The organism is Streptomyces sp. NRRL F-5126, assembly GCF_000721265.1.
Lineage (GTDB): Bacteria > Actinomycetota > Actinomycetes > Streptomycetales > Streptomycetaceae > Streptomyces.
Genome location: NZ_JOFZ01000013.1, coordinates 115570 through 138332, shown reverse-complemented (window position 1 = coordinate 138332; position 22763 = coordinate 115570). Strand labels below are relative to the sequence as shown.

21 protein-coding genes are annotated in these 22763 nt (G+C 73.1%); 4 read left to right on the top strand and 17 right to left on the bottom strand.

Going from position 1 to position 22763, the window contains the following annotated elements; translation table 11 throughout:
• Positions 1 to 70 precede the first annotated feature (70 nt).
• From IH48_RS0128735 to rimP, 8 genes are all read right to left on the bottom strand, one after another.
• The gene (locus IH48_RS0128735; RefSeq protein ID WP_030910947.1) at positions 71 to 1063 is read right to left on the bottom strand and encodes a bifunctional riboflavin kinase/FAD synthetase; all 993 of its coding nucleotides are present in this window, start codon (positions 1061 to 1063) and stop codon (positions 71 to 73) included.
• 133 nt (positions 1064 to 1196) lie between these two features.
• Positions 1197 to 2096 carry a tRNA pseudouridine(55) synthase TruB gene (truB, locus tag IH48_RS0128730; RefSeq protein ID WP_030910944.1) on the bottom strand — a complete coding sequence of 300 codons (900 nt, stop codon included), beginning with the start codon at positions 2094 to 2096 and terminating at the stop codon, positions 1197 to 1199.
• The gene (gene rbfA / locus IH48_RS0128725; protein WP_030910941.1) at positions 2093 to 2593 is read right to left on the bottom strand and encodes a 30S ribosome-binding factor RbfA; all 501 of its coding nucleotides are present in this window, start codon (positions 2591 to 2593) and stop codon (positions 2093 to 2095) included. Before rbfA ends, truB begins: the two co-directional genes overlap by 4 nt.
• Positions 2594 to 2682: 89 nt before the next feature.
• Complete coding sequence (locus IH48_RS0128720) at positions 2683 to 2976, bottom strand: DUF503 domain-containing protein (protein WP_030910938.1); 294 nt, start codon at positions 2974 to 2976, stop codon at positions 2683 to 2685.
• Positions 2977 to 3148: 172 nt separating this feature from the next.
• Positions 3149 to 6187 carry a translation initiation factor IF-2 gene (infB, locus tag IH48_RS34580; protein WP_030910935.1) on the bottom strand — a complete coding sequence of 1013 codons (3039 nt, stop codon included), beginning with the start codon at positions 6185 to 6187 and terminating at the stop codon, positions 3149 to 3151.
• Between the two features lie 147 nt (positions 6188 to 6334).
• Positions 6335 to 6631 (bottom strand): YlxR family protein, encoded by a 297-nt coding sequence (locus IH48_RS35350; RefSeq protein ID WP_078850118.1) that lies wholly within the window; start codon positions 6629 to 6631, stop codon positions 6335 to 6337.
• A gap of 84 nt (positions 6632 to 6715) precedes the next feature.
• Positions 6716 to 7753: a transcription termination factor NusA gene (nusA, locus tag IH48_RS0128710; RefSeq protein WP_051840791.1), complete on the bottom strand. Its 1038-nt coding sequence runs from the start codon at positions 7751 to 7753 to the stop codon at positions 6716 to 6718.
• Between the two features lie 2 nt (positions 7754 to 7755).
• Positions 7756 to 8253 carry a ribosome maturation factor RimP gene (rimP, locus tag IH48_RS0128705; RefSeq protein ID WP_030910928.1) on the bottom strand — a complete coding sequence of 166 codons (498 nt, stop codon included), beginning with the start codon at positions 8251 to 8253 and terminating at the stop codon, positions 7756 to 7758.
• Between the two features lie 206 nt (positions 8254 to 8459).
• Between rimP and IH48_RS0128700 the strand changes: the two genes are divergently transcribed.
• From IH48_RS0128700 to IH48_RS0128690, 3 genes are read left to right on the top strand one after another with little or no spacing between them, the layout of a single operon-like run.
• Entirely contained in the window at positions 8460 to 9017 is a 558-nt protein-coding gene (locus tag IH48_RS0128700; protein ID WP_030910926.1) for a hypothetical protein, read from the top strand.
• On the top strand, positions 9014 to 9451 hold the full coding sequence (locus tag IH48_RS0128695; RefSeq protein ID WP_030910923.1) for a DUF4439 domain-containing protein: 438 nt from the start codon (positions 9014 to 9016) through the stop codon (positions 9449 to 9451). Before IH48_RS0128700 ends, IH48_RS0128695 begins: the two co-directional genes overlap by 4 nt.
• Before the next feature lie 37 nt (positions 9452 to 9488).
• The gene (locus IH48_RS0128690; RefSeq protein ID WP_030910920.1) at positions 9489 to 10388 is read left to right on the top strand and encodes an aminoglycoside phosphotransferase family protein; all 900 of its coding nucleotides are present in this window, start codon (positions 9489 to 9491) and stop codon (positions 10386 to 10388) included.
• A gap of 488 nt (positions 10389 to 10876) precedes the next feature.
• Here IH48_RS0128690 and IH48_RS0128685 read toward each other — a convergent pair whose 3' ends face one another.
• From IH48_RS0128685 to IH48_RS0128645, 9 genes are all read right to left on the bottom strand, one after another.
• Positions 10877 to 12583 (bottom strand): proline--tRNA ligase, encoded by a 1707-nt coding sequence (locus IH48_RS0128685; protein ID WP_030910917.1) that lies wholly within the window; start codon positions 12581 to 12583, stop codon positions 10877 to 10879.
• A gap of 83 nt (positions 12584 to 12666) precedes the next feature.
• Complete coding sequence (locus tag IH48_RS0128680) at positions 12667 to 13257, bottom strand: GNAT family N-acetyltransferase (protein ID WP_030910914.1); 591 nt, start codon at positions 13255 to 13257, stop codon at positions 12667 to 12669.
• Positions 13258 to 13272: 15 nt separating this feature from the next.
• Positions 13273 to 14118: a GNAT family N-acetyltransferase gene (locus IH48_RS0128675; RefSeq protein ID WP_030910911.1), complete on the bottom strand. Its 846-nt coding sequence runs from the start codon at positions 14116 to 14118 to the stop codon at positions 13273 to 13275.
• Positions 14119 to 14315: 197 nt separating this feature from the next.
• Complete coding sequence (ispG, locus tag IH48_RS0128670; RefSeq protein ID WP_037843611.1) at positions 14316 to 15470, bottom strand: flavodoxin-dependent (E)-4-hydroxy-3-methylbut-2-enyl-diphosphate synthase; 1155 nt, start codon at positions 15468 to 15470, stop codon at positions 14316 to 14318.
• Positions 15471 to 15663: 193 nt separating this feature from the next.
• Entirely contained in the window at positions 15664 to 16965 is a 1302-nt protein-coding gene (locus tag IH48_RS0128665) for a M50 family metallopeptidase (protein ID WP_030910906.1), read from the bottom strand.
• Positions 16962 to 18215, bottom strand: a complete 1254-nt coding sequence (gene dxr / locus IH48_RS0128660; RefSeq protein ID WP_030910904.1) for a 1-deoxy-D-xylulose-5-phosphate reductoisomerase — start codon at positions 18213 to 18215, stop codon at positions 16962 to 16964. Before dxr ends, IH48_RS0128665 begins: the two co-directional genes overlap by 4 nt.
• 96 nt (positions 18216 to 18311) lie before the next feature.
• A complete protein-coding gene (locus IH48_RS0128655) occupies positions 18312 to 18803 on the bottom strand; it encodes a nucleotidyltransferase domain-containing protein (protein ID WP_030910902.1) in 492 nt (163 codons plus the stop codon).
• A gap of 219 nt (positions 18804 to 19022) precedes the next feature.
• Positions 19023 to 20471 carry an aldehyde dehydrogenase family protein gene (locus IH48_RS0128650; RefSeq protein WP_030910900.1) on the bottom strand — a complete coding sequence of 483 codons (1449 nt, stop codon included), beginning with the start codon at positions 20469 to 20471 and terminating at the stop codon, positions 19023 to 19025.
• A gap of 230 nt (positions 20472 to 20701) precedes the next feature.
• On the bottom strand, positions 20702 to 21382 hold the full coding sequence (locus IH48_RS0128645) for a TetR/AcrR family transcriptional regulator (protein WP_030910898.1): 681 nt from the start codon (positions 21380 to 21382) through the stop codon (positions 20702 to 20704).
• Positions 21383 to 21477: 95 nt separating this feature from the next.
• On the opposite strand from IH48_RS0128645, the gene IH48_RS0128640 reads away from it, so the two are divergent.
• Entirely contained in the window at positions 21478 to 22740 is a 1263-nt protein-coding gene (locus IH48_RS0128640) for a cytochrome P450 family protein (protein ID WP_234434414.1), read from the top strand.
• The last annotated feature ends 23 nt before the right edge of the window (positions 22741 to 22763 follow it).

Here is a 22763-nt window from a genome sequence, read left to right as displayed (position 1 = left end):
CAGGACGCCATTGCCGAGACTTGCGACCGTGATGACCCGTCTTTGACCCATCGGTGACCGGACGGAGACCTCAGATGCTGCCGTCCTGACCCCTGCCGGGCGCCGCGCCGTGTTCCGCGTCGTACGCGGCGACCAGGTCGCGGCAGCGCTTGACGTCTCCCGCCATGGCTTCGAGAAGCGCGTCGACCGACTCGAACTTCTCCTGCCCGCGGACGTACGCGAGGAAGTCGACCGCGACGTGCAGCCCGTACAGGTCGAGGCCCACGCGGTCGATCGCGTACGCCTCGACGGTCCGGTCCACGCCCTCGAACTGCGGGTTGGTGCCCACCGAGATGGCGGCGGGCATCCGCTCGCCCGCCGCTGTCAGCCACCCCGCGTACACCCCGTCGGCGGGGATCGCCGAGTGCGGGAGCGTCGCCACATTGGCCGTCGGGTAGCCGAGTTCGCGGCCGCGCTGCGCGCCACGCACGACCACGCCCTCGACGCGGTGCGGCCGGCCGAGTACCTCGCGCGCTCCCGCCACGTCGCCCTCGGCGACCAGGGCCCGCGTGAGCGTGGACGAGAAGGGGCGGCCGCCGCCCGCCTCACCCGTCACGCGCAGGTCGATCACGTCGACCTCGTAGTCGTACGTCGCGCCGAGATCGGCGAGGACCTCGACGTTGCCGGCGGCGCGGTGGCCGAAGCGGAAGTTGGGGCCCTCGACGACCGCGCGCGCGTGCAGCTTGTCGACGAGCACCTTGACGATGAAGTCGGCGGGCGACAGCTTCGAGAACTCGGCGGTGAACGGCAGGATCAGCACCGCGTCCACGCCGAGGTCCGCCATCAGTTCGGCGCGGCGGTGCTGGGGGGCGAGCAGCGGCGGGTGGCTGCCCGGGCGCACGACCTCGCTGGGGTGCGGGTCGAAGGTGACCACGACGGACGGGACACCCAGGTCGCGTGCGCGCTCGACGGCCTTGCCGATGATGATCTGGTGGCCTCGGTGCACGCCGTCGTAGGAGCCGATGGTGACGACGCTGCGCCCCCAGTCCTGGGGGATGTCCTCCAAGCCGCGCCAGCGCTGCACTGTGACCGCTCCTCGCCCGAAAACCGTGTCTGTCCGCAATGTCGAATACCCGAAACGCAACACCAAGACTGCCATGCCGCGCTCTCGCGGGCCCCACGTGCCCCCACGCGCCCGCCGTCCCCGCCGGAGGCGGTCAGCCGAAGACCGCGAGGCTCTTGGCCCTGCCCTTGTGCTCCTCGACCAGCGCCAGGAGCCGCCCGTCGGGCCCGAAGGCCGCGACCGGCGACGTCGGGTACACGGGCATGTCCAGGCGTACGCCGTTGAGCAGCAGCTTCGCCCGCCGCTCGTCGACCTCCCAGCGCGCGAACGCGGCGCCGGCGGCGTGCGCCACGGGCATCACCGTCAGCTCCTCCTGGAGCTGCTCCAGGGTCTTCGCCGCGTCCAGCCCGTAGGGCCCGACGCGGGTCCTGCGCAGCGCCGTCAGGTGCCCGCCGACGCCGAGGCCCGCGCCGAGGTCGCGGGCGAGCGCCCTGATGTACGTGCCGGACGAGCAGACGACGGAGACCACCAGGTCGAGCACGGGGGTGCCATCGCCGGCCACCGCCGCGCGCGCGTCGTACACCTGGAAGGAGGAGACCGTCACCGGGCGCGCGGGGATGTCGAACTCCTCGCCGCCGCGTACCCGCGCGTACGACCGCTTGCCGTCGATCTTGATGGCGCTGACCTTGGAGGGGACCTGCATGATGGCGCCGGTCAGCCGGGTCACGTGGGCGTCGACCGCCTCGCGCGTGACGGCGGAGGCGTCCGTGGACGCGATGGTCTCGCCCTCCGCGTCGTCCGTCACGGTGGACTGGCCGAGCCTGATCGTGCCGAGGTACTCCTTCTCCGTCAGCGCGAGGTGCCCGAGGAGTTTCGTCGCCCGCTCGACGCCGAGCACGAGGACGCCGGTGGCCATCGGGTCCAGCGTGCCGGCGTGGCCGACGCGGCGGGTCCTCGCGATCCCGCGCATCTTGGCGACGACGTCGTGCGAGGTGAAGCCCGACGGCTTGTCGACGATGACAAGGCCGTCGGGCGTCCGGTTCTGCTCGGTCATTCGGCGGTGCCACCGCCCGTGGTGCCGCGCCCGCCGGACAGGTCGTCGTCGCCTTCCCGACCGTCCTCGCCGTCCTCCTCGCCCGGCTTGCGGTACGGGTCGGCCTCGCCGGCGTACTTCTTGCCCGTGGACACCTCGCGCACCTCGGCGTCCTTCGCGCGCGCCTTGTCGAGGAGGTCCTCGATCGTGCGGGCGTTGTCCGGGAGCGCGTCCGGCACGAACGCCAGCGTCGGGGTGAACCTGACGCCGGTCTGCCGGCCCACCTCGGAGCGCAGGATGCCCTTCGCGCTCTCCAGGGCCGCCGCCGACGCCGCGCGCTCCTCGTCGTCGCCGTAGACCGTGTAGAAGACCGTGGCCTCCCGCAGGTCTCCGGTGACGCGGGCGTCCGTGATGGTCACGAACCCGAGCCGCGGATCCTTGATACGCCGGTCCAGGGTCTCCGCGACCACGACCTGGATGCGATCGGCCAGCTTGCGGGCCCGCGCGTTGTCGGTCACCGGTCGTCACTCTTCCTTCTCGTTCTACTGGGGCTTGTGTTTCGGTGGGGCGCAGCCGGTGCCCGTCGCACGACGGGCGGGCAGGCGGCTCAGTCGTCCTCGCCGTGCAGCCGCCGCCTGACGGACAGCAGCTCCACCTCGGGACGGCCGGCCACGAGGCGCTCGCAGCGGTCGAGCAGGTCCGTCAGGTGTGTCCAGTCCCCCGACACCGCCGCGAGGCCGATCTCGGCCCTGCGGTGGAGGTTCTGGACGCCGGTCTCCGCGACGCTCACCGCGTACTTGCGGTGCAGCTCCGCGACGATCGGACGGACGACGGAGCGCTTCTCCTTCAGCGACCGTACGTCGCCGAGCAGCAGGTCGAAGGTCAGTGTCCCCACATACATGCGTGTCCGGATGTCCCGCCGGTACGGGTTCGCAGGTGCCTGCCGCGCGACGGCAGGATCATGTGCACCGTACACGCGGCGGCCGGGGCCGCTCGACGGATATTCGTCCGCCGGGCGGCCCCGGACCTCACTGCCTCGTCACTGCCTCGATGCGGCTTCGAGCAGCCTCGCGTCAGCCGCGGGGCTTCTCGCGCATCTCGTAGGTGGCGATGACGTCGTCGATCTTGATGTCGTTGAAGTTCCCGAGGTTGATACCGCCCTCGAAGCCTTCGCGGATCTCGGTGACGTCGTCCTTGAAGCGGCGCAGTCCCTCGATGTTGAGGTTCTCCGCGATGACCTTGCCGTCGCGGACGACCCTGGCCTTCGTGTTGCGCCTGACCTCGCCGGACCTGATGAGCACACCGGCGATGTTGCCCAGCTTGGACGAGCGGAAGATCTCGCGGATCTCCGCCGTGCCGAGCTCGGCCTCCTCGTACTCCGGCTTGAGCATGCCCTTGAGGGCCGACTCGATCTCCTCGATCGCCTGGTAGATGACCGAGTAGTACCGGACGTCCACGCCTTCGCGCTCGGCCAGTTGCGCGGCACGCCCGGCGGCGCGCACGTTGAAGCCGATCACGATGGCGTCGGAGCCCATCGCCAGGGAGATGTCGGACTCCGTGACCGCACCGACACCGCGGTGCAGCACCCGGATGTCGACCTCTTCGCCGACGTCGAGCTGGAGCAGCGAGGACTCCAGGGCCTCGACCGAACCGGACGCGTCGCCCTTGATGATGAGGTTGAGTTCCTGCACGAGACCGGCCTTGAGCGCCTCGTCCAGGTTCTCCAGGGAGAACCGGATGCCCCTGCGGGCGAAGTTCGCGTTCCGCTCGCGGGCCGCGCGCTTCTCGGCGATCTGGCGCGCCGTGCGGTCCTCGTCGACGACGAGGAAGTTGTCGCCCGCACCCGGCACGTTGGTCAGACCGAGCACGAGGACCGGCGTCGACGGGGGCGCCTCCTCCACGTTGTTGCCGTTGTCGTCGAGCATCGCCCGGACACGGCCGTACGCGTCACCGGCGACCATCGTGTCGCCGACGCGCAGCGTGCCGCGCTGGACGAGCACGGTGGCGACGGCGCCGCGGCCGCGGTCGAGGTGAGCCTCGATCGCGAGGCCCTGCGCGTCCTGCTCCGGGTTGGCACGCAGGTCGAGCGAGGCGTCCGCGGTCAGGACCACGGCCTCCAGCAGGCTTTCGATGTTCGTGCCCTGCTTGGCGGAGATGTCGACGAACATGGTGTCGCCGCCGTACTCCTCGGCCACCAGACCGAACTCGGTGAGCTGGCCGCGCACCTTCGTCGGGTCGGCGCCCTCGACGTCGATCTTGTTGACCGCGACCACGATCGGCACCTCGGCCGCCTTGGCGTGGTTCAGCGCCTCGATCGTCTGGGGCATCACGCCGTCGTTGGCGGCGACCACGAGGATCGCGATGTCCGTCGACTTCGCACCGCGGGCACGCATGGCGGTGAACGCCTCGTGGCCCGGGGTGTCGATGAAGGTGATCTTGCGCTCTTCGGCGTTGACTTCCGTCGTGACCTGGTAGGCACCGATGTGCTGCGTGATGCCGCCGGCCTCGCCCGCGATGACGTTGGTCTTGCGGATCGTGTCCAGCAGGCGGGTCTTGCCGTGGTCGACGTGACCCATGACGGTGACCACCGGCGGACGGGACACCAGCGCCTCGTCGCCGCCCTCGTCCTCGCCGAACTCGATGTCGAAGGACTCGAGCAGCTCGCGGTCCTCCTCCTCCGGGCTGACGATCTCCAGGACGTAGTTCATCTCGTCCGCGAGGAGCTGCAGCGTCTCGTCGGAGACGGACTGCGTGGCCGTGACCATCTCGCCGAGGTTCATCATCACCGCGACGAGCGACGCCGGGTTGGCGTTGATCTTCTCGGCGAAGTCGGTGAGGGACGCACCGCGCGACAGGCGGACGGACTGCCCGTTGCCGCGAGGCAGCATCACACCGCCGACCGACGGGGCCTGCATGGCCTCGTACTCCTGGCGCCTCTGACGCTTCGACTTGCGGCCGCGGCGCGCGGGACCGCCGGGACGGCCGAACGCGCCCTGCGTGCCACCACGGCCACCGGGGCCGCCGGGACGCCCGCCGAAGCCGGGACGGCCGCCGAAGCCACCCGGACGGCCGGGAGCGCCGCCGCCGGGACGGCCGGCGAAGCCGCCGCCACCGGGACGACCCGCGAAGCCGGGACGACCGCCGCCGCCGGGACGACCGCCGCCGCCGGGACCGCGGCCGCCACCGGGGCCACCACCGGGACGCGGGCCCGCGGCGGGACGCTGCGGCATCATGCCCGGGTTCGGGCGGTTGCCACCGGGGCCACCGCCGGGACGCGGGCCGCCACCCTGGGGCCTCGGCATGCCGCCGGGCGTGGGCCTGCCGCCCTGGCCACCGGGGGCCTGGGGACGAGGACCGCCCTGGCCCTGCGGGCGAGGACCGCCGGGACCGCCCTGGCCGCCGGGGCGCGGGGCACCGCCGGGACGGGGCGCCTGCGGGCGCGCCATGCCGGTGGAGCCGCCGGACGTGAACGGGTTGTTGCCGGGACGCGGACCCGCGGGTCGGGCGCCGGGACGCGGGCCCTGGCCGGGGCGCGCACCGCCGGGACGGCCGCCCTGGCGCTGGTCGCCGCCCTGGCGCTGGTCACCCTGGCCGCCGGGGCGGGCCGAGGGACGCGGCCCCGGGGTCGCGCCGGGCCGCGCGGACCCGGTCTGCGGCGCCGCCGGGGGCGCGGTGAACTCCGGCGAGGCGGGCGCGGCGGGCGCCGGCTTCGGACCCGGACGCGGGCCGGGCGCGGGGCGCGGGCCCGGCGCGGCCGGGGTGCCGGTGCGTGGCGCCTCCGCGGCGGCCGGCTTGGGGGCCGGTGCACCGGGCTTGGGGGCAGCCGGACGCTCCCCCGGCGCCTTGGCGGCACGGGAGGTACCGCCGGCCGGTGACGGCGCGGCGGGACGTGCGGGCGAGGCCTTGCGGGGGGCGGGCTTGGCGGCGGACTTGCCACCGTTGCCATTGCCCGCGGGGCCCTGCAACGCGTCGGTCAGCTTGCGTACTACGGGCGCCTCGATCGTCGACGACGCCGAACGGACGAATTCACCGAGTTCTTGGAGCTTGGCCATGACGACCTTGCTCTCCACGCCGAACTCCTTGGCGAGTTCGTATACCCGGACCTTAGCCACTTCGCTCCTTTTAGGTCCGGGTTACCGCCGGACCGTCGCTACTTCATGGGCGTACTCATCGCGTACTCATCGAGTGCTCATCGCAATCTCGACCTACTTCCGACTCGCGAGGTACCTGAACCGCACGGGGTTCCGTGCCGTACTCCTTCATTCCTGCGGCGCCTTCCCTGCCGCGATCGCGTCGACGGCCGCGCGCAGACGCGCGGTGTCGAGCGGTCCCTGGGTCCGGAGGGCCCGTGGCAGGGCCCGGCGGCGAACCGCCAGATCCAGACAGCCCACGGCGGGGTGCACGTACGCACCCCGGCCGGGCAGCGTACCGCTTCGATCAGGGACACAGTGTCCCGCGACCACCACGGTGCGCAGCAGATCTTTCTTGGCCGCTCGCTCCCGGCACCCTACGCAGGTTCGCTCAGGGCAGGCTCGGGCGCTCGTCCGGCCAGACATCAACAAGTCTACCTCTCCACACCGATCTCATCCCTGCGGGGCAAGATTCCGGACGGCCGCACGCCAGGGGTCGGCCGAAAGCCGTCAGTCCCGGTCGGCGGGCATCCCGTCGTGCGGCGCTCCGGCCTCGCCGGCGTCGTCCTGGTGCTCCGTGTCGGGGCGGATGTCGATGCGCCAGCCGGTGAGCCGGGCCGCCAGACGGGCGTTCTGCCCCTCCTTGCCGATCGCCAGCGAGAGCTGGTAGTCGGGCACGGTCACCCGCGCGCTGCGCGCGGCGAGGTCGACGATCTCCACCTTGGTCACCCGCGCGGGTGACAGGGCGTTCGCCACCATCTCGGCCGGGTCGTCCGACCAGTCCACGATGTCGATCTTCTCGCCGTGCAGCTCGGCCATCACGTTGCGCACCCGCGCCCCCATGGGGCCGATGCACGCCCCCTTCGCGTTCAGGCCCGACCGCATCGACCGCACCGCGATCTTGGAACGGTGGCCCGCCTCGCGGGCGATCGCGGTGATGTCGACCGACCCGTCGGCGATCTCCGGCACCTCGAGCGCGAACAGCTTCTTCACCAGGTTGGGGTGCGTCCTGGAGAGCGTCACGGAGGGGCCGCGCACGCCCTTGGCGACACGCACCACGTACGTGCGCAGGCGCAGGCCGTGGGTGTACTCCTCGTCCGGGACCTGCTCCTGGACGGGGAGAATGGCCTCCAGCTTGTCGTCCAGCTTGACCAGGACGTTCTTCGGGTCCTTGCCCTGCTGTACCTGGCCGGCGACGACGTCGCCCTCGCGGCGCGCGTACTCGCCGAAGGTCACGTCGTTCTCCGCGTCCTTCAGCCGCTGCTGGATGACCTGGCGCGCGGTGGTGGCGGCGATCCTGCCGAAGTCGGACGGGGTGTCGTCGAACTCCTTGGGCTCCTGCCCCTCCTCCAGGTCGGCCGGGTCCTCCATGGCCCACACCGTGACGTGGCCGGACTCCCTGCTGAGCTCGGCGCGCGCGTGCCTGCGGCTTCCCTCGGTGCGGTGGTACGCGATGAGGAGGGCCGACTCGATCGCCTCGACCAGCAGCTCGAAGGGGATCTCCTTCTCATGTGCCAAGCCCCTCAGGAGCTTCACATCGATGTCCACGGCTACGCCTCCTCTTTGCTCTTGTCCTTGCGGTTGAACTCGACCTCGACGCGCGCCTTCGCGATCTCGGGGAAGCCGAGGCGGCGCGCGGTGGCCTTGCGGCCCTTCACGCCCGGCACCTCGACGTCGAGTCCTTCGTCGTCCACCGAGAGGATCCTGGCCACGACCTCGCCGCCCTCGCGGAGCCGGATCCTCGCGAGCCTGCCGACGGCGCGCGCGTAGTGGCGGCGCTCGGTCAGCGGGCGCTCGGCGCCTGGCGAGGTCACTTCGAGCTGGTACTGCTCGTCGCCCATGGCGTCCGTCTCGTCGAGCCGCGCGGAAACGGTGCGGGTCAGCTCGGCGACGGTGTCCAGGTCCACGCCCTCATCGGAGTCGACCACGACCCGCAGCACGCGGTACCTGCCCGCTCTGGCGAGCTCGACCTCCTCCAGGTCGAGGCCCTGCGCGCCGGCGAGCGGTTCCAGCAGCCCGCGCAGCCTGTCGCTCTGGGTGGTGCTCATCCGGGTGACTCCTCGGCCGCGTGTGCTGTTGTCGTGACGTCGTCCGGCCGGAACGGTGCCGACCTGCCAGTCCCAAAGGGTATCCGGTCCGCAGGGGTGTTGCCGCCCACCGGCCGGGTACCGCGGGTACGCTCGCCAGCGAAGATCACCGCACAGCTCTGCCCGGCGGCCTCCGCGGCAGTGCAGCGACTGCCGAGGAGGCGCATGTGGGGCGAGACGGGACGACACGCAGACGCGCCCTGACCGGCGCCGGGGCGACGGCCGCGGCCGCCCTGCTGGCGGGCTGCACCTCCTCGGGGCAGGGCGAGCCGCCGGCGGACGGCCGCCGCGAACGGGTGTCCGCGGCGGCGGTGCGCGCACTGCGCACGCGCACCGCGGCCACCAGCACGACCCTCCTCGACCGGTACGACGCGGTCATCGCCCGCCACCCCGAGCAGAAGGCGCGGCTGGCGCCGCTGCGGTCCGCGGTGGCCGAGCACGTGAAGGCGCTCGCCCCCGCGGGCGGCGCGCCCCGGGCGTCCGCGTCCTCGTCGGCCTCCGTGTCGGCGTCGGCGCCCGCCGCCGAGGCCGGCTCGCGCGGCGGCGCGGTCCCGGCGGACGCGGCCGAGGCGGTGCGATCGCTCGTCACCGCGGAGCGGCACGCGGGGAAGGCGCAGACCGCCGCCCTCCTGGACGCGCCCCCCGAGCTGGCGCGGCTGCTCGCTTCGGTGGCCGCCGCCGACGCGGTCCATGCCTACCTGCTGTCCGGGGGAGCCTCGTCATGACCGACGCCACCAAGGACAAGGGCCTGCTCGACGCCACCCAGGCGGCGCTCGCGGCCGAGCACGCGGCGGTGTACGGGTACGGCGTGGTCGGCGGTCGCGTCGGCAGTGCCGGGCGCGCCGAGGCGAACGCGGCGTACACCGCGCACCTGGCGCGGCGGGACGCGCTGCGACGCGCCGTCCGCGCCCTCGGCGGTACGCCGAAGGCGGCGGCCGCCGCGTACGACCTGCCGTTCCCCGTGACGGACCGGGACTCGGCCGTGCGGCTCGCCGCGCGGCTCGAGGAGAAGGTCGCGGACGTCTACTCGGACCTGGTGCGTGCGGCCACGGGCGACGCGCGGAGCGACGCGGCGGCGGCGCTGAGCGACGCGGCGGTGCGTGCGGCCCGCTGGCGGGGGTCCGGCGTAGCCTTTCCTGGGCTCGCCGAGCGGGCCTGACCGCGCGGACCGCAAGGCGGAAGGACCCCAAGGACGTATGGCTTTCGAACCGCCTCGGCGGCTGGCGCGTGCGCTCGGCGAGAGGAACGCCGCCCCCGGGGCGGGCCCATGGCTCGCCAGGCTGCCCGAGATCGTGGCGGACGTGGTGGCGCGTCGGGGACTCGACGTCGAGCGGGTGGTGGCGCCGGGCGGCCGGGACAGCCTGGTGCTGCTGGTGCGCAGGGCAGGCGCGGCCGCGCCTGCCGCGCTCAAGGTCGCGCCGCCGTTCGCGGAGCCGGCCGCCGAGCGGGCGGCGCTCACTCACTGGAAGGGCTGGGGCGCGGTCGAGACGTACGACACGGGCGCCGACGACGACGGCGCGCTGCTGCTCGAACGGCTGCGCCCGGAGGTCTCGCTGCGCTCGCTGCCGGACGCGAAGGCGCTGCTCGAGGCCGCGGGCACGATCCGCAGGCTGTGGGTGGAGCCCCCCGCGGGGCATGCCTTCGAGACCGTCGAGGAGCGCACGGGCCGCGAGGCGCGGGTGATGCGCGCCGGGGACGGCCCAGAGGCACTGGTGGACGCGGCGCTGCGGGCGCGCGAGGCGATGCTCGCCACGGCGGACGAGTCGCTGCTGCTGCACGGCGCCTTCCGGCAGGGCAAGGTCCTGGCGGGCGAGCGGGCCCCGTGGCTCGCGGTGGGCCCCGAGCCGGTGGTGGGCGAGCGCGCGTACGACCTGGCGCGGCTGGCACGCGACCGCGTCGAGGACCTGATCGCCTCGGACACGGGCGCGTCCTCCGCCAGGCGCCGCATGCGGCGCCTGGCGGACTCGCTCGATGTGGACCGGGACAGGCTGCGGTCGTGGACGCTGTTCCGCGCGGTGGAGTCCGGCACCCGCGCGGCACGCGCGGGCCGGGGCTCCACGGCGGAAGTGCTCCTGGAGTACGCGAGCTGGCTGTAGTCCGCGGCACGGGGCCGTCGTCCCGGGCCACGCACGGCACACGCCCGGCACCGGGGAGCCCGTGGGAGCAGGGCGCTGAACGCGCACGACGGCCCGACCACCACCCCCGCCGGACCCGCGAGCGGGAACGACCCGGCCTTACGGCCGCCCTGCGCATGTACCCGCGGGGCGACTGGGCCCTGCGGGCCGGAAACGGGCTGGGGCACAACGCGGTCGCCGCTGGACGCCCAAACGGGACCGGCGGCTCGGTTGCCCACCGCGTGGGCGATCTCCGCGTGGGACCATCGGGCGCCGGGCGCCCTCGAAGGCCGGGACGGGCTGGGGCACGACGCGGCCGCGGCCGGTTGCCGAGAAGACCGGGACCGGCGGCCCGGTCGCGCGGCTCACGGGCGGCTCCGGGCCCCCGCCGTCACGAGCTGCCGCACCTGCCGGCGGCGATGCGGCCGGGGCTCCGGGCCTGCGCCGGTGCCGCCTGCCGCCGGCCGGCGCTACGCCGTGAGCGTGGACAGCGCCGTCACGGCGTCCGTGAGGGCGAGTTCCTCGCGCTTGCCGGTGCGGCGGTCCTTCAGCTCCACCACGTCCTCGGCCGCGCGGCGGCCCGCCACCAGGATCGTCGGCACGCCGATCAGCTCCGCGTCCGTGAACTTCACGCCGGGCGAGACGCCCTGGCGCTCGTCGACGAGTACGCGCAGGCCCGCAGCCGCGAGCTGCTCGGCCGCCCGCAGGGCCAGCTCGGTCTGGGCCGTCTTGCCCGCCGCGACCACGTGGACGTCCGCGGGGGCGATCTCGCGCGGCCAGCACAGGCCCTGCCCGTCCGCCGTCTGCTCGGCGAGCGCGGCGACGACGCGGGAGATGCCGAGGCCGTAGGAGCCCATGGTGACCCGCGCCGGCTTGCCGTCACGGCCGAGGACGTCGAGCTGGAAGACATCCGCGTACTTGCGGCCCAGCTGGAAGATGTGACCGACCTCGATCGCGCGGTCGAGCCTGAGGCCCGCTCCGCACGCCGGGCACGGGTCGCTCTCCTCGACCACGACGACGTCCAGGTAGTCGTCCACCTGGAAATCCCGCCCCGCGACGACGTCGCGCGCGTGCGTGTCCGGCTTGTTGGCACCCGTCACCCACGCCGTGCCGGGCGCGACGCGCGGGTCCGCGATGTAGCGGATGTCGAGACCCTGCGGGCCGACGTAGCCGCGTACCAGGTCGGGCCTGCCCTCGAAGTCCTGCGCCGTGACGAGTTCGACCTCCGCGGGCGCCAGATGCTCCCCCAGCTTGCCGAGGTCCACCTCGCGGTCGCCGGGCACGCCCACCGCGACGATCTCGCCGTCCACCTTGACCAGCAGGTTCTTCAGCGTCGCCGAGGCCGGGACGCCGAGGTGCGCGGCGAGCGCCTCGATCGTCGGCGTGTCCGGGGTGTCGAGCTCCTCGACGGGCCCCGGGGCGGCGGCCGCGTGGACCGCAGCCTTGAACGCGACCGCCTCCGTGTTCGCCGCGTACTCGCAGGCCGGGCAGTCCGCGAAGGTGTCCTCGCCCGCCGCGGCGGGCGCGAGGAACTCCTCCGACGCCGACCCGCCCATCGCGCCCGACACCGCCGAGACGATCCGGTAGTCGACGCCGAGACGGGCGAAGATCGCCCGGTACGCCTCGCGGTGCAGTGCGTACGACTCGGCGAGGCCGTCGTCCGCCGTGTCGAACGAGTACGAGTCCTTCATCAGGAACTCGCGGCCGCGCAGGACGCCGGAGCGTGGGCGTGCCTCGTCGCGGTACTTGGTCTGGATCTGGTAGAGGATCACCGGCAGGTCCTTGTAGGACGTGCACTGGTCCTTGACGACCTGGGTGAAGATCTCCTCGTGGGTCGGCGCGAGCAGGTAGTCCGCGCCCTTGCGGTCCTTCAGGCGGAAGAGCAGGTCGCCGTACTCCTCGTACCGCCCGCTCACCTCGTAGGCGTCCTTGGGCAGCAGCGCGGGCAGCAGGACCTCCTGCGCACCGAAGGCGTCCATCTCCTCGCGCACCACGCGCGCGACGTTGTCCAGCACCTTCTTGCCGAGCGGCAGCCACGTCCAGATGCCGGCCGACGTGCGCCGCACGTACCCGGCGCGCACGAGGAGCTTGTGGCTGAGTGTCTCCGCGTCCGCCGGCTCCTCGCGCAGTGTCTTGGCCATGAGACGGGACATGCGCTGGATCCGGGTCCGGGACATGGGGTGCACTCCTGCGTTGCGTCGGTTGCCTGCGGCTTGGCCGGGCGTGTGGCAGGAGGGTAACCGGGGGCCGCCGCCCGGCGTTAATCCGTTGCGGGCGCCGGGGAGTGCTTGCGCGGCAGCGGCAGCGGCGCGCCCATCACGGCGTACGGCCGCGGAGCGCTGGGGAAGTGCACCTGGCGGGCGAGGTCGCGGTAGCCGAGGGAGCGGTACAGGCGGCGGGCGGGGCTCTCGACGTCGATGGCGGAGAGGATGGAACGCGGCTGGGGGACGCCGTCGGTGATCGCGGTGATCAGCTCCCTGCCGATGCCCTGCGCCTGGAACGAGGGGTGGACGTGCAGCTCGGTGATGACGAACACGTCGTCGAGCCAGCTGTTGGCGTCCTGCCTGCGCAGATAGGGCTCCACGACGGTGGACCACCAGTGGGCGCGGTCGTTGGGCAGCCCGTACACGAAGCCGACGAGCCGGCCCTCGGGCGTGGTCGCGCCGAGGGAGCGGCAGCCGGGGTACATGAGGTGGCGCAGCACGATGTGGTGCCGTACGCCGATCTCCTCCTCGCTGAGCCCGAAGGCGAGCGCCTGCACGGCGAGCGCGTCGTCCACGCGCGCGACGAGGTCGATGGGGCCCACCTGTACGTGCGGTGTCCTCGGGGCGTTCCCTGGGGTGATCGGCATGGCCGAACCCTACTTTCAGAACAGGACGCTCATGAAGGCGCCCACCTCACTGAATCCCACCCTCCGGTAGGACGCCCTGGCGGCGGTGTTGAAGTCGTTGACGTAGAGGCTGACGACGGGTGAGACATCGGCCAGCGCGTAGCGCACGACGGCCGCCATTCCCGTCTCGGACAGGCCCCTGCCCCGGTACGCGGGGTCGACCCAGACGCCCTGGATCTGGCACGCGCGCGGGGTGGCGGCGCCGATCTCGGCCTTGAAGACCACCCGGCCGTCCTCGATTCGGGCGAAGGCGCGCCCCGAGCCGACGAGTTCGGCGACGCGGGCCTGGTAGAGGAGGCCGCCGTCGCCGGCCAGCGGTGAGACGCCGACCTCCTCGGTGAACATGGCGACGCAGGCGGGCATGATCGTTTCTATCTCGTTCTTGCCGAGCCTGCGGACGTACGGGTCGGATTCGATCTCGGCGGACGGGCGGTCGGTGACCATCAGCGGCTGGTGCGCGCGGACTTCCCTGGCCGGGCCCCAGGACGGCTCGAGCAGCCGCCACAGGAGCGCGGTCGGCTCGGCGGGTCCGACGATGGAGGAGCAGCGGCGGCCGGCCCTGCGTGCGCGGTCGGCGAAGGCGCGCACGGCCTCGGGTGTGGCGCGGATGGGCACGAGGTTGGCGCCCGAGTAGCACAGGGAGCGCAGCCGGCCGTCCGTGTACCAGCCCCACATCTCGCCGCCGAGGCGCCACGGGTCGAGCCCGGCGACCTGCACGCGGGATGCCACGAACGCGTTCTCGACGGGATCGCTCTCCAGGATCGCGAGGGCGTCGCCGAGTTCGCTGGGGTCGAGGACCCGGGTGGTGGTCTGCGTCAACACGTGGGGCCTCACCGTACGGTCTGCTTGTCTGCGCACTGTACCCGCCGGTTCCCGTCCGCGCCTCCCGCGGCCGCCGCCGGCCTCGGGCGCCTGTCAGGGGCCGCACGCGGCGACGAGTCCCGTGCCGCCCACCCTCGCGGGTGGCGCACGGGACTCGTCCTGGCGGTTGTGCCCGGCCGTCCGGGCCTGGGCCCGGGTCAGCCGACGGAGACCTCGGGCTCGCCCGAGGCGATACCGTCCTTCTCCATCTGCTCGGCCATCTTCATGGCCTCGTCGATGAGAGTCTCGACGATCTTGGACTCGGGCACCGTCTTGATGACCTCGCCCTTGACGAAGATCTGGCCCTTGCCGTTGCCGGAGGCGACGCCGAGGTCCGCCTCACGGGCCTCGCCGGGGCCGTTGACGACGCAGCCCATGACGGCGACGCGCAGCGGCACCTCCATGCCGTCGAGGCCGGCTGTCACCTCGTCGGCAAGCTTGTACACGTCGACCTGGGCACGGCCGCAGGACGGGCAGGAGACGATCTCCAGGCGGCGCTGGCGCAGGCCGAGCGACTCCAGGATCTGCTGGCCGACCTTGACCTCCTCGACCGGCGGTGCGGAGAGGGAGACGCGGATGGTGTCGCCGATGCCCTCGCTGAGCAGCGCGCCGAAGGCGACGGCCGACTTGATGGTGCCCTGGAAGGCGGGGCCGGCCTCCGTCACGCCGAGGTGCAGGGGGTAGTCGCACTTCTGGGCCAGCAGCCGGTAGGCGTTGACCATGACGACGGGGTCGTTGTGCTTGACCGAGATCTTGATGTCGCGGAAGTCGTGCTCCTCGAAGAGTGACGCCTCCCACAGCGCGGACTCGACGAGCGCCTCGGGCGTGGCCTTGCCGTACTTCTCCAGCAGGCGCCTGTCGAGGGAGCCCGCGTTGACGCCGATGCGGATCGGCGTGCCCGCGTCCTTCGCGGCCTTGGAGATCTCCCTGACCTTGTCGTCGAACTGCTTGATGTTGCCGGGGTTGACCCGGACCGCGGCGCAGCCGGCGTCGATCGCGGCGAACACGTACTTGGGCTGGAAGTGGATGTCGGCGATGACCGGGATCTGCGACTTCCTCGCGATCGCGGGGAGCGCGTCCGCGTCGTCCTGCGTCGGGCACGCGACGCGTACGATCTGGCAGCCGGAGGCCGTCAGCTCCGCGATCTGCTGGAGCGTGGCACCGACGTCCGACGTGCGGGTCGTCGTCATCGACTGGACGGAGACCGGCGCGTCGCCACCGACGGGAACCGAACCGACGTGGATCTGACGGCTGACCCTGCGGTCGGCGAGCTTGGCAGGAACGGACGGCATTCCGAGCGAAATCGCAGTCATCTGCTGTTGCAACCCCAAGTGTGGATCCTGGTCCCGAGATCGGCGGGCTCCGGGCACCGAGATTACGCCACCGTCCGCCGGGAGGTCACACCCACCGGGCCCCGTCCACTCAAAAGTAAGCAGCCGGACACCAGAGGTGTCCGGCTGCCGTCACCGGGGAAGTGGCGGCCCTTTTTTCCGGCCGCCGCGTCCGTCAGGTGATCTTGACTGGGTTCACGACGTCCGCGATCAGGACCAGTGCGGTGAAGCAGACGAAGACGCCTGCCACCACGTAGGCCACGGGCATGAGCTTCGCGACGTCGAACGGGCCCGGGTCCGGCCGGGAGAACACGCGTGCGAGATTGCGCCGCAGGGCCTCCCAGAGGGCGCCCGCGATGTGCCCGCCGTCCAGCGGGAGCAGCGGCACCATGTTGAACAGGAACAGCGAGAGGTTGAACCCGGCGAGCAGGAACAGCAACATCGCGATCTGGCTCTCGGCGGGCACGTGCAGCGTCATCACCTCGCCGCCGATCCTCGCGGCGCCGACCACGCCGACCGGCGAGTCCGCGGCGCGCTGCTTGCCCTCGAAGGCCGCGCCCCACAGGCCGGGGATCTTGGACGGCAGGTCCACGAGCCGGCTGACGCTGTCGCTGATCATCCCGCCCATGCGGTCGACGGACTCGCCGAAGGACAGCGGGACGATCTTCGTCTGGGCCGCGAACCCCAGGTAGCCGGCGGGCACGAACTTGCCGGGCACCACGTCGCCGTTCGAGTCCTTCTCGGCCACGGTGTTCTTCAGCAGGCTCGCGTGGAGCACCTGCTCGTGGCCGTCGCGCCGCACGGTGATCGTGGCGGGGCCGATGGTCTTGCGGATCCGGTCGGACAGGGTGTCCCAGTCGTCCACCTTGCGGCCGTCGAAGGCGACGATCTTGTCGCCCTTGTGCAGCCCCGCCTTGGCGGCCGGCGACTGCGGGTCGCCCGGCTTGCACGTCTGGCGCTTGGCGCTCTGCGAGATCACGCACTGCTGCACGCCGCCGACCTCGGTGGTCTGCGTCTGGAAGCCGTACGTCATCGCGACGCCGAAGAAGATCACGACGGCCAGGACAAGGTTCATGAACGGGCCGGCGAACATCACGATCACGCGCTTCCACGGCTTGCGCGTGTAGAAGAGGCGCTCCTCGTCGCCCTCCTGCATCTCCTCGAAGGCCGCCGAGCGTGCGTCCTCGATCATGCTGCGCCACGGCGACGTGGAGCGCGACGACATCCGGCCGTCGGGGCCCGGCGGGAACATCCCGATCATGCGGATGTAGCCGCCCATCGGGATGGCCTTGAAGCCGTACTCGGTGTCGCCCTTCTTCCGCGAGAAGATCGTCGGCCCGAAGCCGACCATGTACTGCGGTACCCGGATGCCGAACATCTTCGCGGTCGACAGGTGGCCGAACTCGTGGAAGGCGATGGAGAACAGCAGCCCGGCGGCGAAGATGACTATGCCGATGACCGTCAACAGAATCGTCATGCGCGAGCCTCCGCCGTGGCCTTCCGTGCGAGTTCCCCGGCCCGGGCGCGCGCCCAGGCCTCTGCTTCGAGGACGTCCGCGACGGTGAGCCGGGTTCCCCGGTCCGGCTCGCCGTGTTCCGCGACGACCTCGGTGACGGTGTCCATGATGCCGTTGAACGGCAGCCGGCCGCTCAGGAACGCCTCCACACACTCCTCGTTCGCCGCGTTGAAGACCGCGGGCGCGGTGGAGCCCAGGGCGCCGACGTGCCGGGCGAGCCCCACGGACGGGAAGGCCTCCGTGTCGAGCGGGTAGAACTCCCACGTCGACGCTTTGGTCCAGTCGAACGCGGGCGCCGCGTCCGGCACGCGCCGCGGCCAGCCGAGCCCGACCGCGATGGGGCCGCGCATGTCGGGCGGGGTGCACTGGGCGAGCGTCGAGCCGTCCGTGAACTCCACCATCGAGTGGACGTACGACTGCGGGTGGACGACGACCTCGATGCGCTCGAACGGGATGTCGTACAGCAGGTGGGCCTCGATCACTTCGAGGCCCTTGTTGACGAGCGTCGCCGAGTTCACGGTGATCACCGGGCCCATCGCCCAGGTGGGGTGGGCGAGCGCGTCCTTCGGCGTCACCTCGGCGAGTTCGGCGCGCGTGCGGCCGCGGAACGGGCCGCCCGACGCGGTCACGACGAGCTTGCGCACATCCGCCCTGGTGCCGCAGGCAACCGCCTGGAAGAGCGCCGCGTGCTCCGAGTCGACGGGGATGATCTGCCCCGGCGCGGCGAGCTCCTTGACCAGCGGGCCGCCGACGATGAGCGACTCCTTGTTGGCGAGCGCGAGCGTGCGCCCCGCCTTGAGCGCGGCGAGCGTGGGGGCGAGGCCGATGGAACCGGTGATGCCGTTGAGCACCGTGTGGCACGCGGAGGCGGCCAGGTCGCCGGCCGCGTCGGGGCCGGCGAGGATCTCGGGGAGCGTCTCACCGGGTCCGTACTCGGCCCCCAGCGCCTCCTTGAGCGCGGGCACGGCCTCCTCGCGCGCCACGGCGACGGCCGCGACCCGCAGCCGCCTGGCCTGCTCGGCGAGCAGGGCCACCCGGCCGCCCGCGGCGGACAGCGCGGTGACACGGAACCGGTCGGGGTTGCGCAGGACCAGGTCGATGGCCTGGGTGCCGATGGAGCCCGTGGAGCCGAGGACGACGACGTCCCGGCGGCCTTCGGCCGGATCGAAGGCGATGTGCGGGTCCGCGAGGGGGGCTGGGCTGTCGCTCATGGCACCCATTCTTGCCCCATCCGCTGTGCGCCGGGACAGCGGATGGGGCCGCGCCACCCGATCCGGGTGATCCGCGGGCGGCGCGCGGCACCGTGATCAGTACGGTGTCACGACGCCGAAGCGCTCCCTGAGCAGGCGCATGTCGTGCCGGTCGCGGTCGGCGGGCTCGTACCCCCGGTGGAAGTACACCTGCTGCGCGGCGGAGACACACGGCACGGCCGTGCCGGCGACCGTGCCCGACGTGAAGCAGTCCGCCGGGTAGCAGAACGGCGAGGCCGGGTCGAAGGACGACTGCAGCGCCGAGCCGTCGGCGGCGAACTCCAGCGGGTGCAGGTCGATCTCCCTGCCGGCGGGCCCGGAGAGGACGAAACGCACGGGGCGCGCGTCGAGCGTCTGGACGTATCCCGCGCCGGCGAGCGCGGCCAGCAGGCGCGGCTCGTCCCGGGAGCGGTGGCACAGGTCGACGTCCCGGTGCGGCCTCGTCTGCTCGCCGGCCAGGGCATCGACGCCCCAGCCGCCGCCGAGCCAGACGCGGGCCTCAGCGGCGCGCGCGAGCGCGAGGACGGCCAGAACGTCCTCGGCGGACATCATCGGGGCGCACCCCTCTCCCGCCGCGGCGCCGAGCACGCCCCGTTGCGCCGGGGACTGCCTTGCGGCAGCGGTCGCCGTACGCCATGCCGGGCGCCCGTGGGCGCCCGACGGCGAACGGCCTCGGATCCGTGGATCTCCATGACAGTCACACGGGCATTGTCCCGCGCATGCGGCACGGCGGGTGCGGCCGCGCGCTCCGCGGCTTGGCCCGACGTCCTAGAGCGCGAGGCCCGTCAGCACCATGACGCGCTCGTACGTGTAGTCGTCCATGGCGTACCGCACGCCCTCGCGCCCGACGCCCGACATCTTGGCGCCGCCGTAGGGCATCTGGTCCGCGCGGTAGGACGGGACGTCGCCGATGATCACGCCGCCGACCTCCAGCGCGCGGTGCGCACGGAACGCGGCCTGCACGTCGTGCGTGAAGACGCCGGCCTGGAGCCCGTACCTGGACGCGTTGACCGCGGCGAAGGCGGCCTCCTCGCCGTCCACCCTGTGCAGGGTGAGGACGGGTCCGAACACCTCGTCGCGGGCGAGCCTCGTGCCGTCCGGCACGTCGGCCAGGACGGTGGGCGCGTACGAGGCACCGTCCCGCTTGCCGCCCACGAGCAGCCGCGCGCCCTCCCGGACGGCCTCGTCCGTCCACTCCTCCACGCGTATGGCGGCGGCCTCGCTGATCAGCGGACCCACGTCGGTGGCCTCGTCCGCCGGGTCGCCGGTCACCTGAGCGCCGACCGCGGCGACGACCTTCTCGGCCAGTCGGTCGTAGACCGCCGCGTCCGCGATGACGCGCTGCACCGACACGCAGGACTGGCCGCCCTGGTAGTTGGAGAACGTCGCGATGCGCGAGGCCGCCCGGTCGAGGTCCTCGTCGGACGCGTAGTCGCCGAGCACGACGGCAGCGCCGTTGCCGCCCAGTTCCAGCGTGCAGTGCTTGCGCGGCACCGAGTCCATGATCGAGTAGCCGACGGTGTCGGACCCCGTGAAGGAGATCACGGGCAGCCGCTCGTCCTGGACGAGGGCCGGCATGCGGTCGTTCGGCACGGTGAGGACCGACCAGGACCCGGCCGGCAGGTCGGTCTCGGCCAGCAGTTCGCCGATGAGGAGCGCCGAGAGCGGGGTGGCGGGGGCAGGCTTGAGGATGATCGGCACGCCGGCCGCGATGGCGGGGGCCACCTTGTGCGCGCAGAGGTTCAGCGGGAAGTTGAACGGCGCTATGCCGAGGACGGCGCCCTTGGGGAAGCGGCGCGTCAGCGCGAGGCGGCCCGTGCCGCCCGCGTCCGTGTCGAGGCGCTGCGCCTCACCGCCGTTGAAGCGGCGGGCCTCCTCCGAGGCGAAGCGGAAGACGGACACGGCGCGGCCGACCTCGCCGCGCGCCCACTTCATGGGCTTGCCGTTCTCGTCCGAGATCAGCCGGGCGGCCTCGTCGGTCCGCTCGGCGATGCGCCGCGCGACATGGTCGAGCGCGGCGGCGCGCACGTGCGCGGGGGTCGCGGCGAACGCGTCGACGGCGGCGTGGGCCGCGGCGACGGCCTCCTCCGTCTGCGCGTCGGTCGGCACGGAGACGGTGCCGACGAGCCGGCCGTCCCAGGGTGAGGTGACGTCGAACGCGGACTCGCCGGTGGCCCGGCGGCCCGCGAGCCAGAAGGCGTGGGTGGAGGTCGTCATGGGGTCCCGGCCCTTCCGAGTGCTGGTGGGAACTGGCGGGCGACGGCTGCCGCGCCCGCCCGTGCCCACACGGTAGGCGGCACGTCCGCCATGGCGTGTTGGCCGCCGCGTACTGGTGGAGGCGCGGCTTGCTACGGAATGGCACGGCTGCGCAGGGGCACACCCGTGAGCGGCCGCGTCCGCGGATCGGCGCGGGCGGGGGACGCATGCCCGCCTGGCACGACCCGCCGTCAGTCGCGCGATGCCCGGGGCGGGGTACGGCGCGGTCCTGGGCTCCTCGGGGCGACGTGGAGTGCCGCCAGCGCGTCCGTCAGGCGCGGCCCGTCGTACGGGGCGCCGGGCAGCCCGCCGCCTTCCCGGCCCGCCGACGCACGAAGGCCGTCGACGAACAGTGCGAGGAACCGGCGCCACGAGCCGGGGAGCGCGGCCTCGGCGGCGGGGACCGCCCGGCCGAGCGCGGCCAGGCCGAACAGCACGTCCTCGACGGACACGTCCTCGCGCACCAGGCCGCGCTCGCGGCACCGGGCGAGCAGGATGCCGATCGTCTCGGCGTTGTGCGCGTGCAGCCGCTGGAGCGCGGGTACGCCGGCGAGGCGGGTCGTCATCAGGTCCGTGACACCGCGGTCGACCGCGAGCCCAGCGAACACGTGTTCCAGGTAGCCGGTCAGGCCCGCCATCGGGTCCTCGGCCGCGCGCGCCGACTCGCCCAGCTCGGCCGTGGCCGTGAGGCCGTCCCTGAAGACCTCCTCGATGAGCGACGACCGGTCGGGGAAGCGCCGGTAGAGCGTGGCGTTCCCGACGCCGGCCCTGCGCGCGATGACGTCGAGCGGCGCCTCGACCCCGAGCTCCGCGTAGACCTCGCGGGCCGCGGCCAGCACCCGTTCCCTGCTGCGCTGCGCGTCCTGTCTCACCGCCGCACAGTACCTCAAACGGGGGGTGCTCCCCGTTTCTGCTAGCGTGGGACATCAAAACGGGGAGCACTCCCCGTTAATTCTCCGGAGGCGCCGTGTCCACCGAATCCCCCTCCTCGCACCCCTCCTCCCCCGCCGTCCGCCCCGCGCTCGTCGACATGATCGACGACCCCGCCGGCTTCGTCGCCGACCCGCACGCCCGGTACGCGCGGCTGCGCGCCGGCGGCGCCGTCCGCCGCGTCCGGCTCCCGGACGGCGCCGTCTCCTGGCTCGTGCTCGGCCACGACGCCGTGCGCGCCGCGCTCGCCGACCCGCGGCTGCGCAACGACATCAGGGTGTCCGCCACCCGCGACGACGACGGCGGCTTCGCCGTCGGCCGCAACATGCTCCAGGTGGACCCGCCCGACCACACCAGGCTGCGGCGGCTCGTGGCGCGCGAGTTCACCGCCCGCAGGGTGGAGGCGCTGCGCCCGCGCGTCGAGCGCATCACGCACGAACTGCTCGACGCGATGGCCCCGCGCGGGCGGGCCGACCTCGTCGAAGCACTGTCGTACCCGCTGCCGATCACCGTGATCTGCGAGCTGCTCGGAGTGCCGCAGGCGGACCGCCCTCGGTTCGCACGGTGGTCCGCGGAGGTCGTCGCGGCAACGGACCCGGCCGCCGCGGGCACCGCGCAGGGGGAGATGGCGGCCTACCTGGCCGCGCTGATCGAGGCCAAGCGCGGCGATCCGGCCGCCGACGACCTGCTGGCGGCGCTCGCCCGGGCGCCCGGACGGGACGATGAGAACGGGAGTCGGAAGGACGAAGAGGAAGCCCTGTCCGGCGAGGAACTCGTGGGCATGGCCTTCCTGCTGCTGGTGGCCGGGCACGAGACCACGGCCAACCTCATCTCCTCGGCCGTCCTCCTCCTGCTGCGCCACCCGGACCAGCTCGCCGCGCTGCGCGCGGACCTCTCACTGCTCGAAACGGCCGTCGAGGAGAGCCTGCGCCAGGAGCCGCCCACGCTGGCCGCGAACTTCCGCTACGCGTCACAGGACGTCGATCTCGGCGGCGTGACGATCAGGGCGGGCGACACCGTGATCGTGTCCCTCGCCGCCGCCAATCGCGACCCGGCGAGATTCAGCGATCCCGACCGCTTCGACATCCGCCGCGACCCGGCACAGGTACGCGGCCACCTGTCGTTCGGGCACGGCATCCACCACTGCCTCGGCGCCCCGCTCGCGCGGCTCGAGGCGCCGATCGCCCTGCGCGCCCTGCTGGAGCGCTGCCCGCGCCTGGCGCTGGACGAGGAGGCGGGCATCGCGGCCTGGCGCCCGAGCCTGCTGCACGGGCCGGCGACGCTGCCCGTCCGCTGGTAGCCGCGACGCCGCCTCGCCGCGAC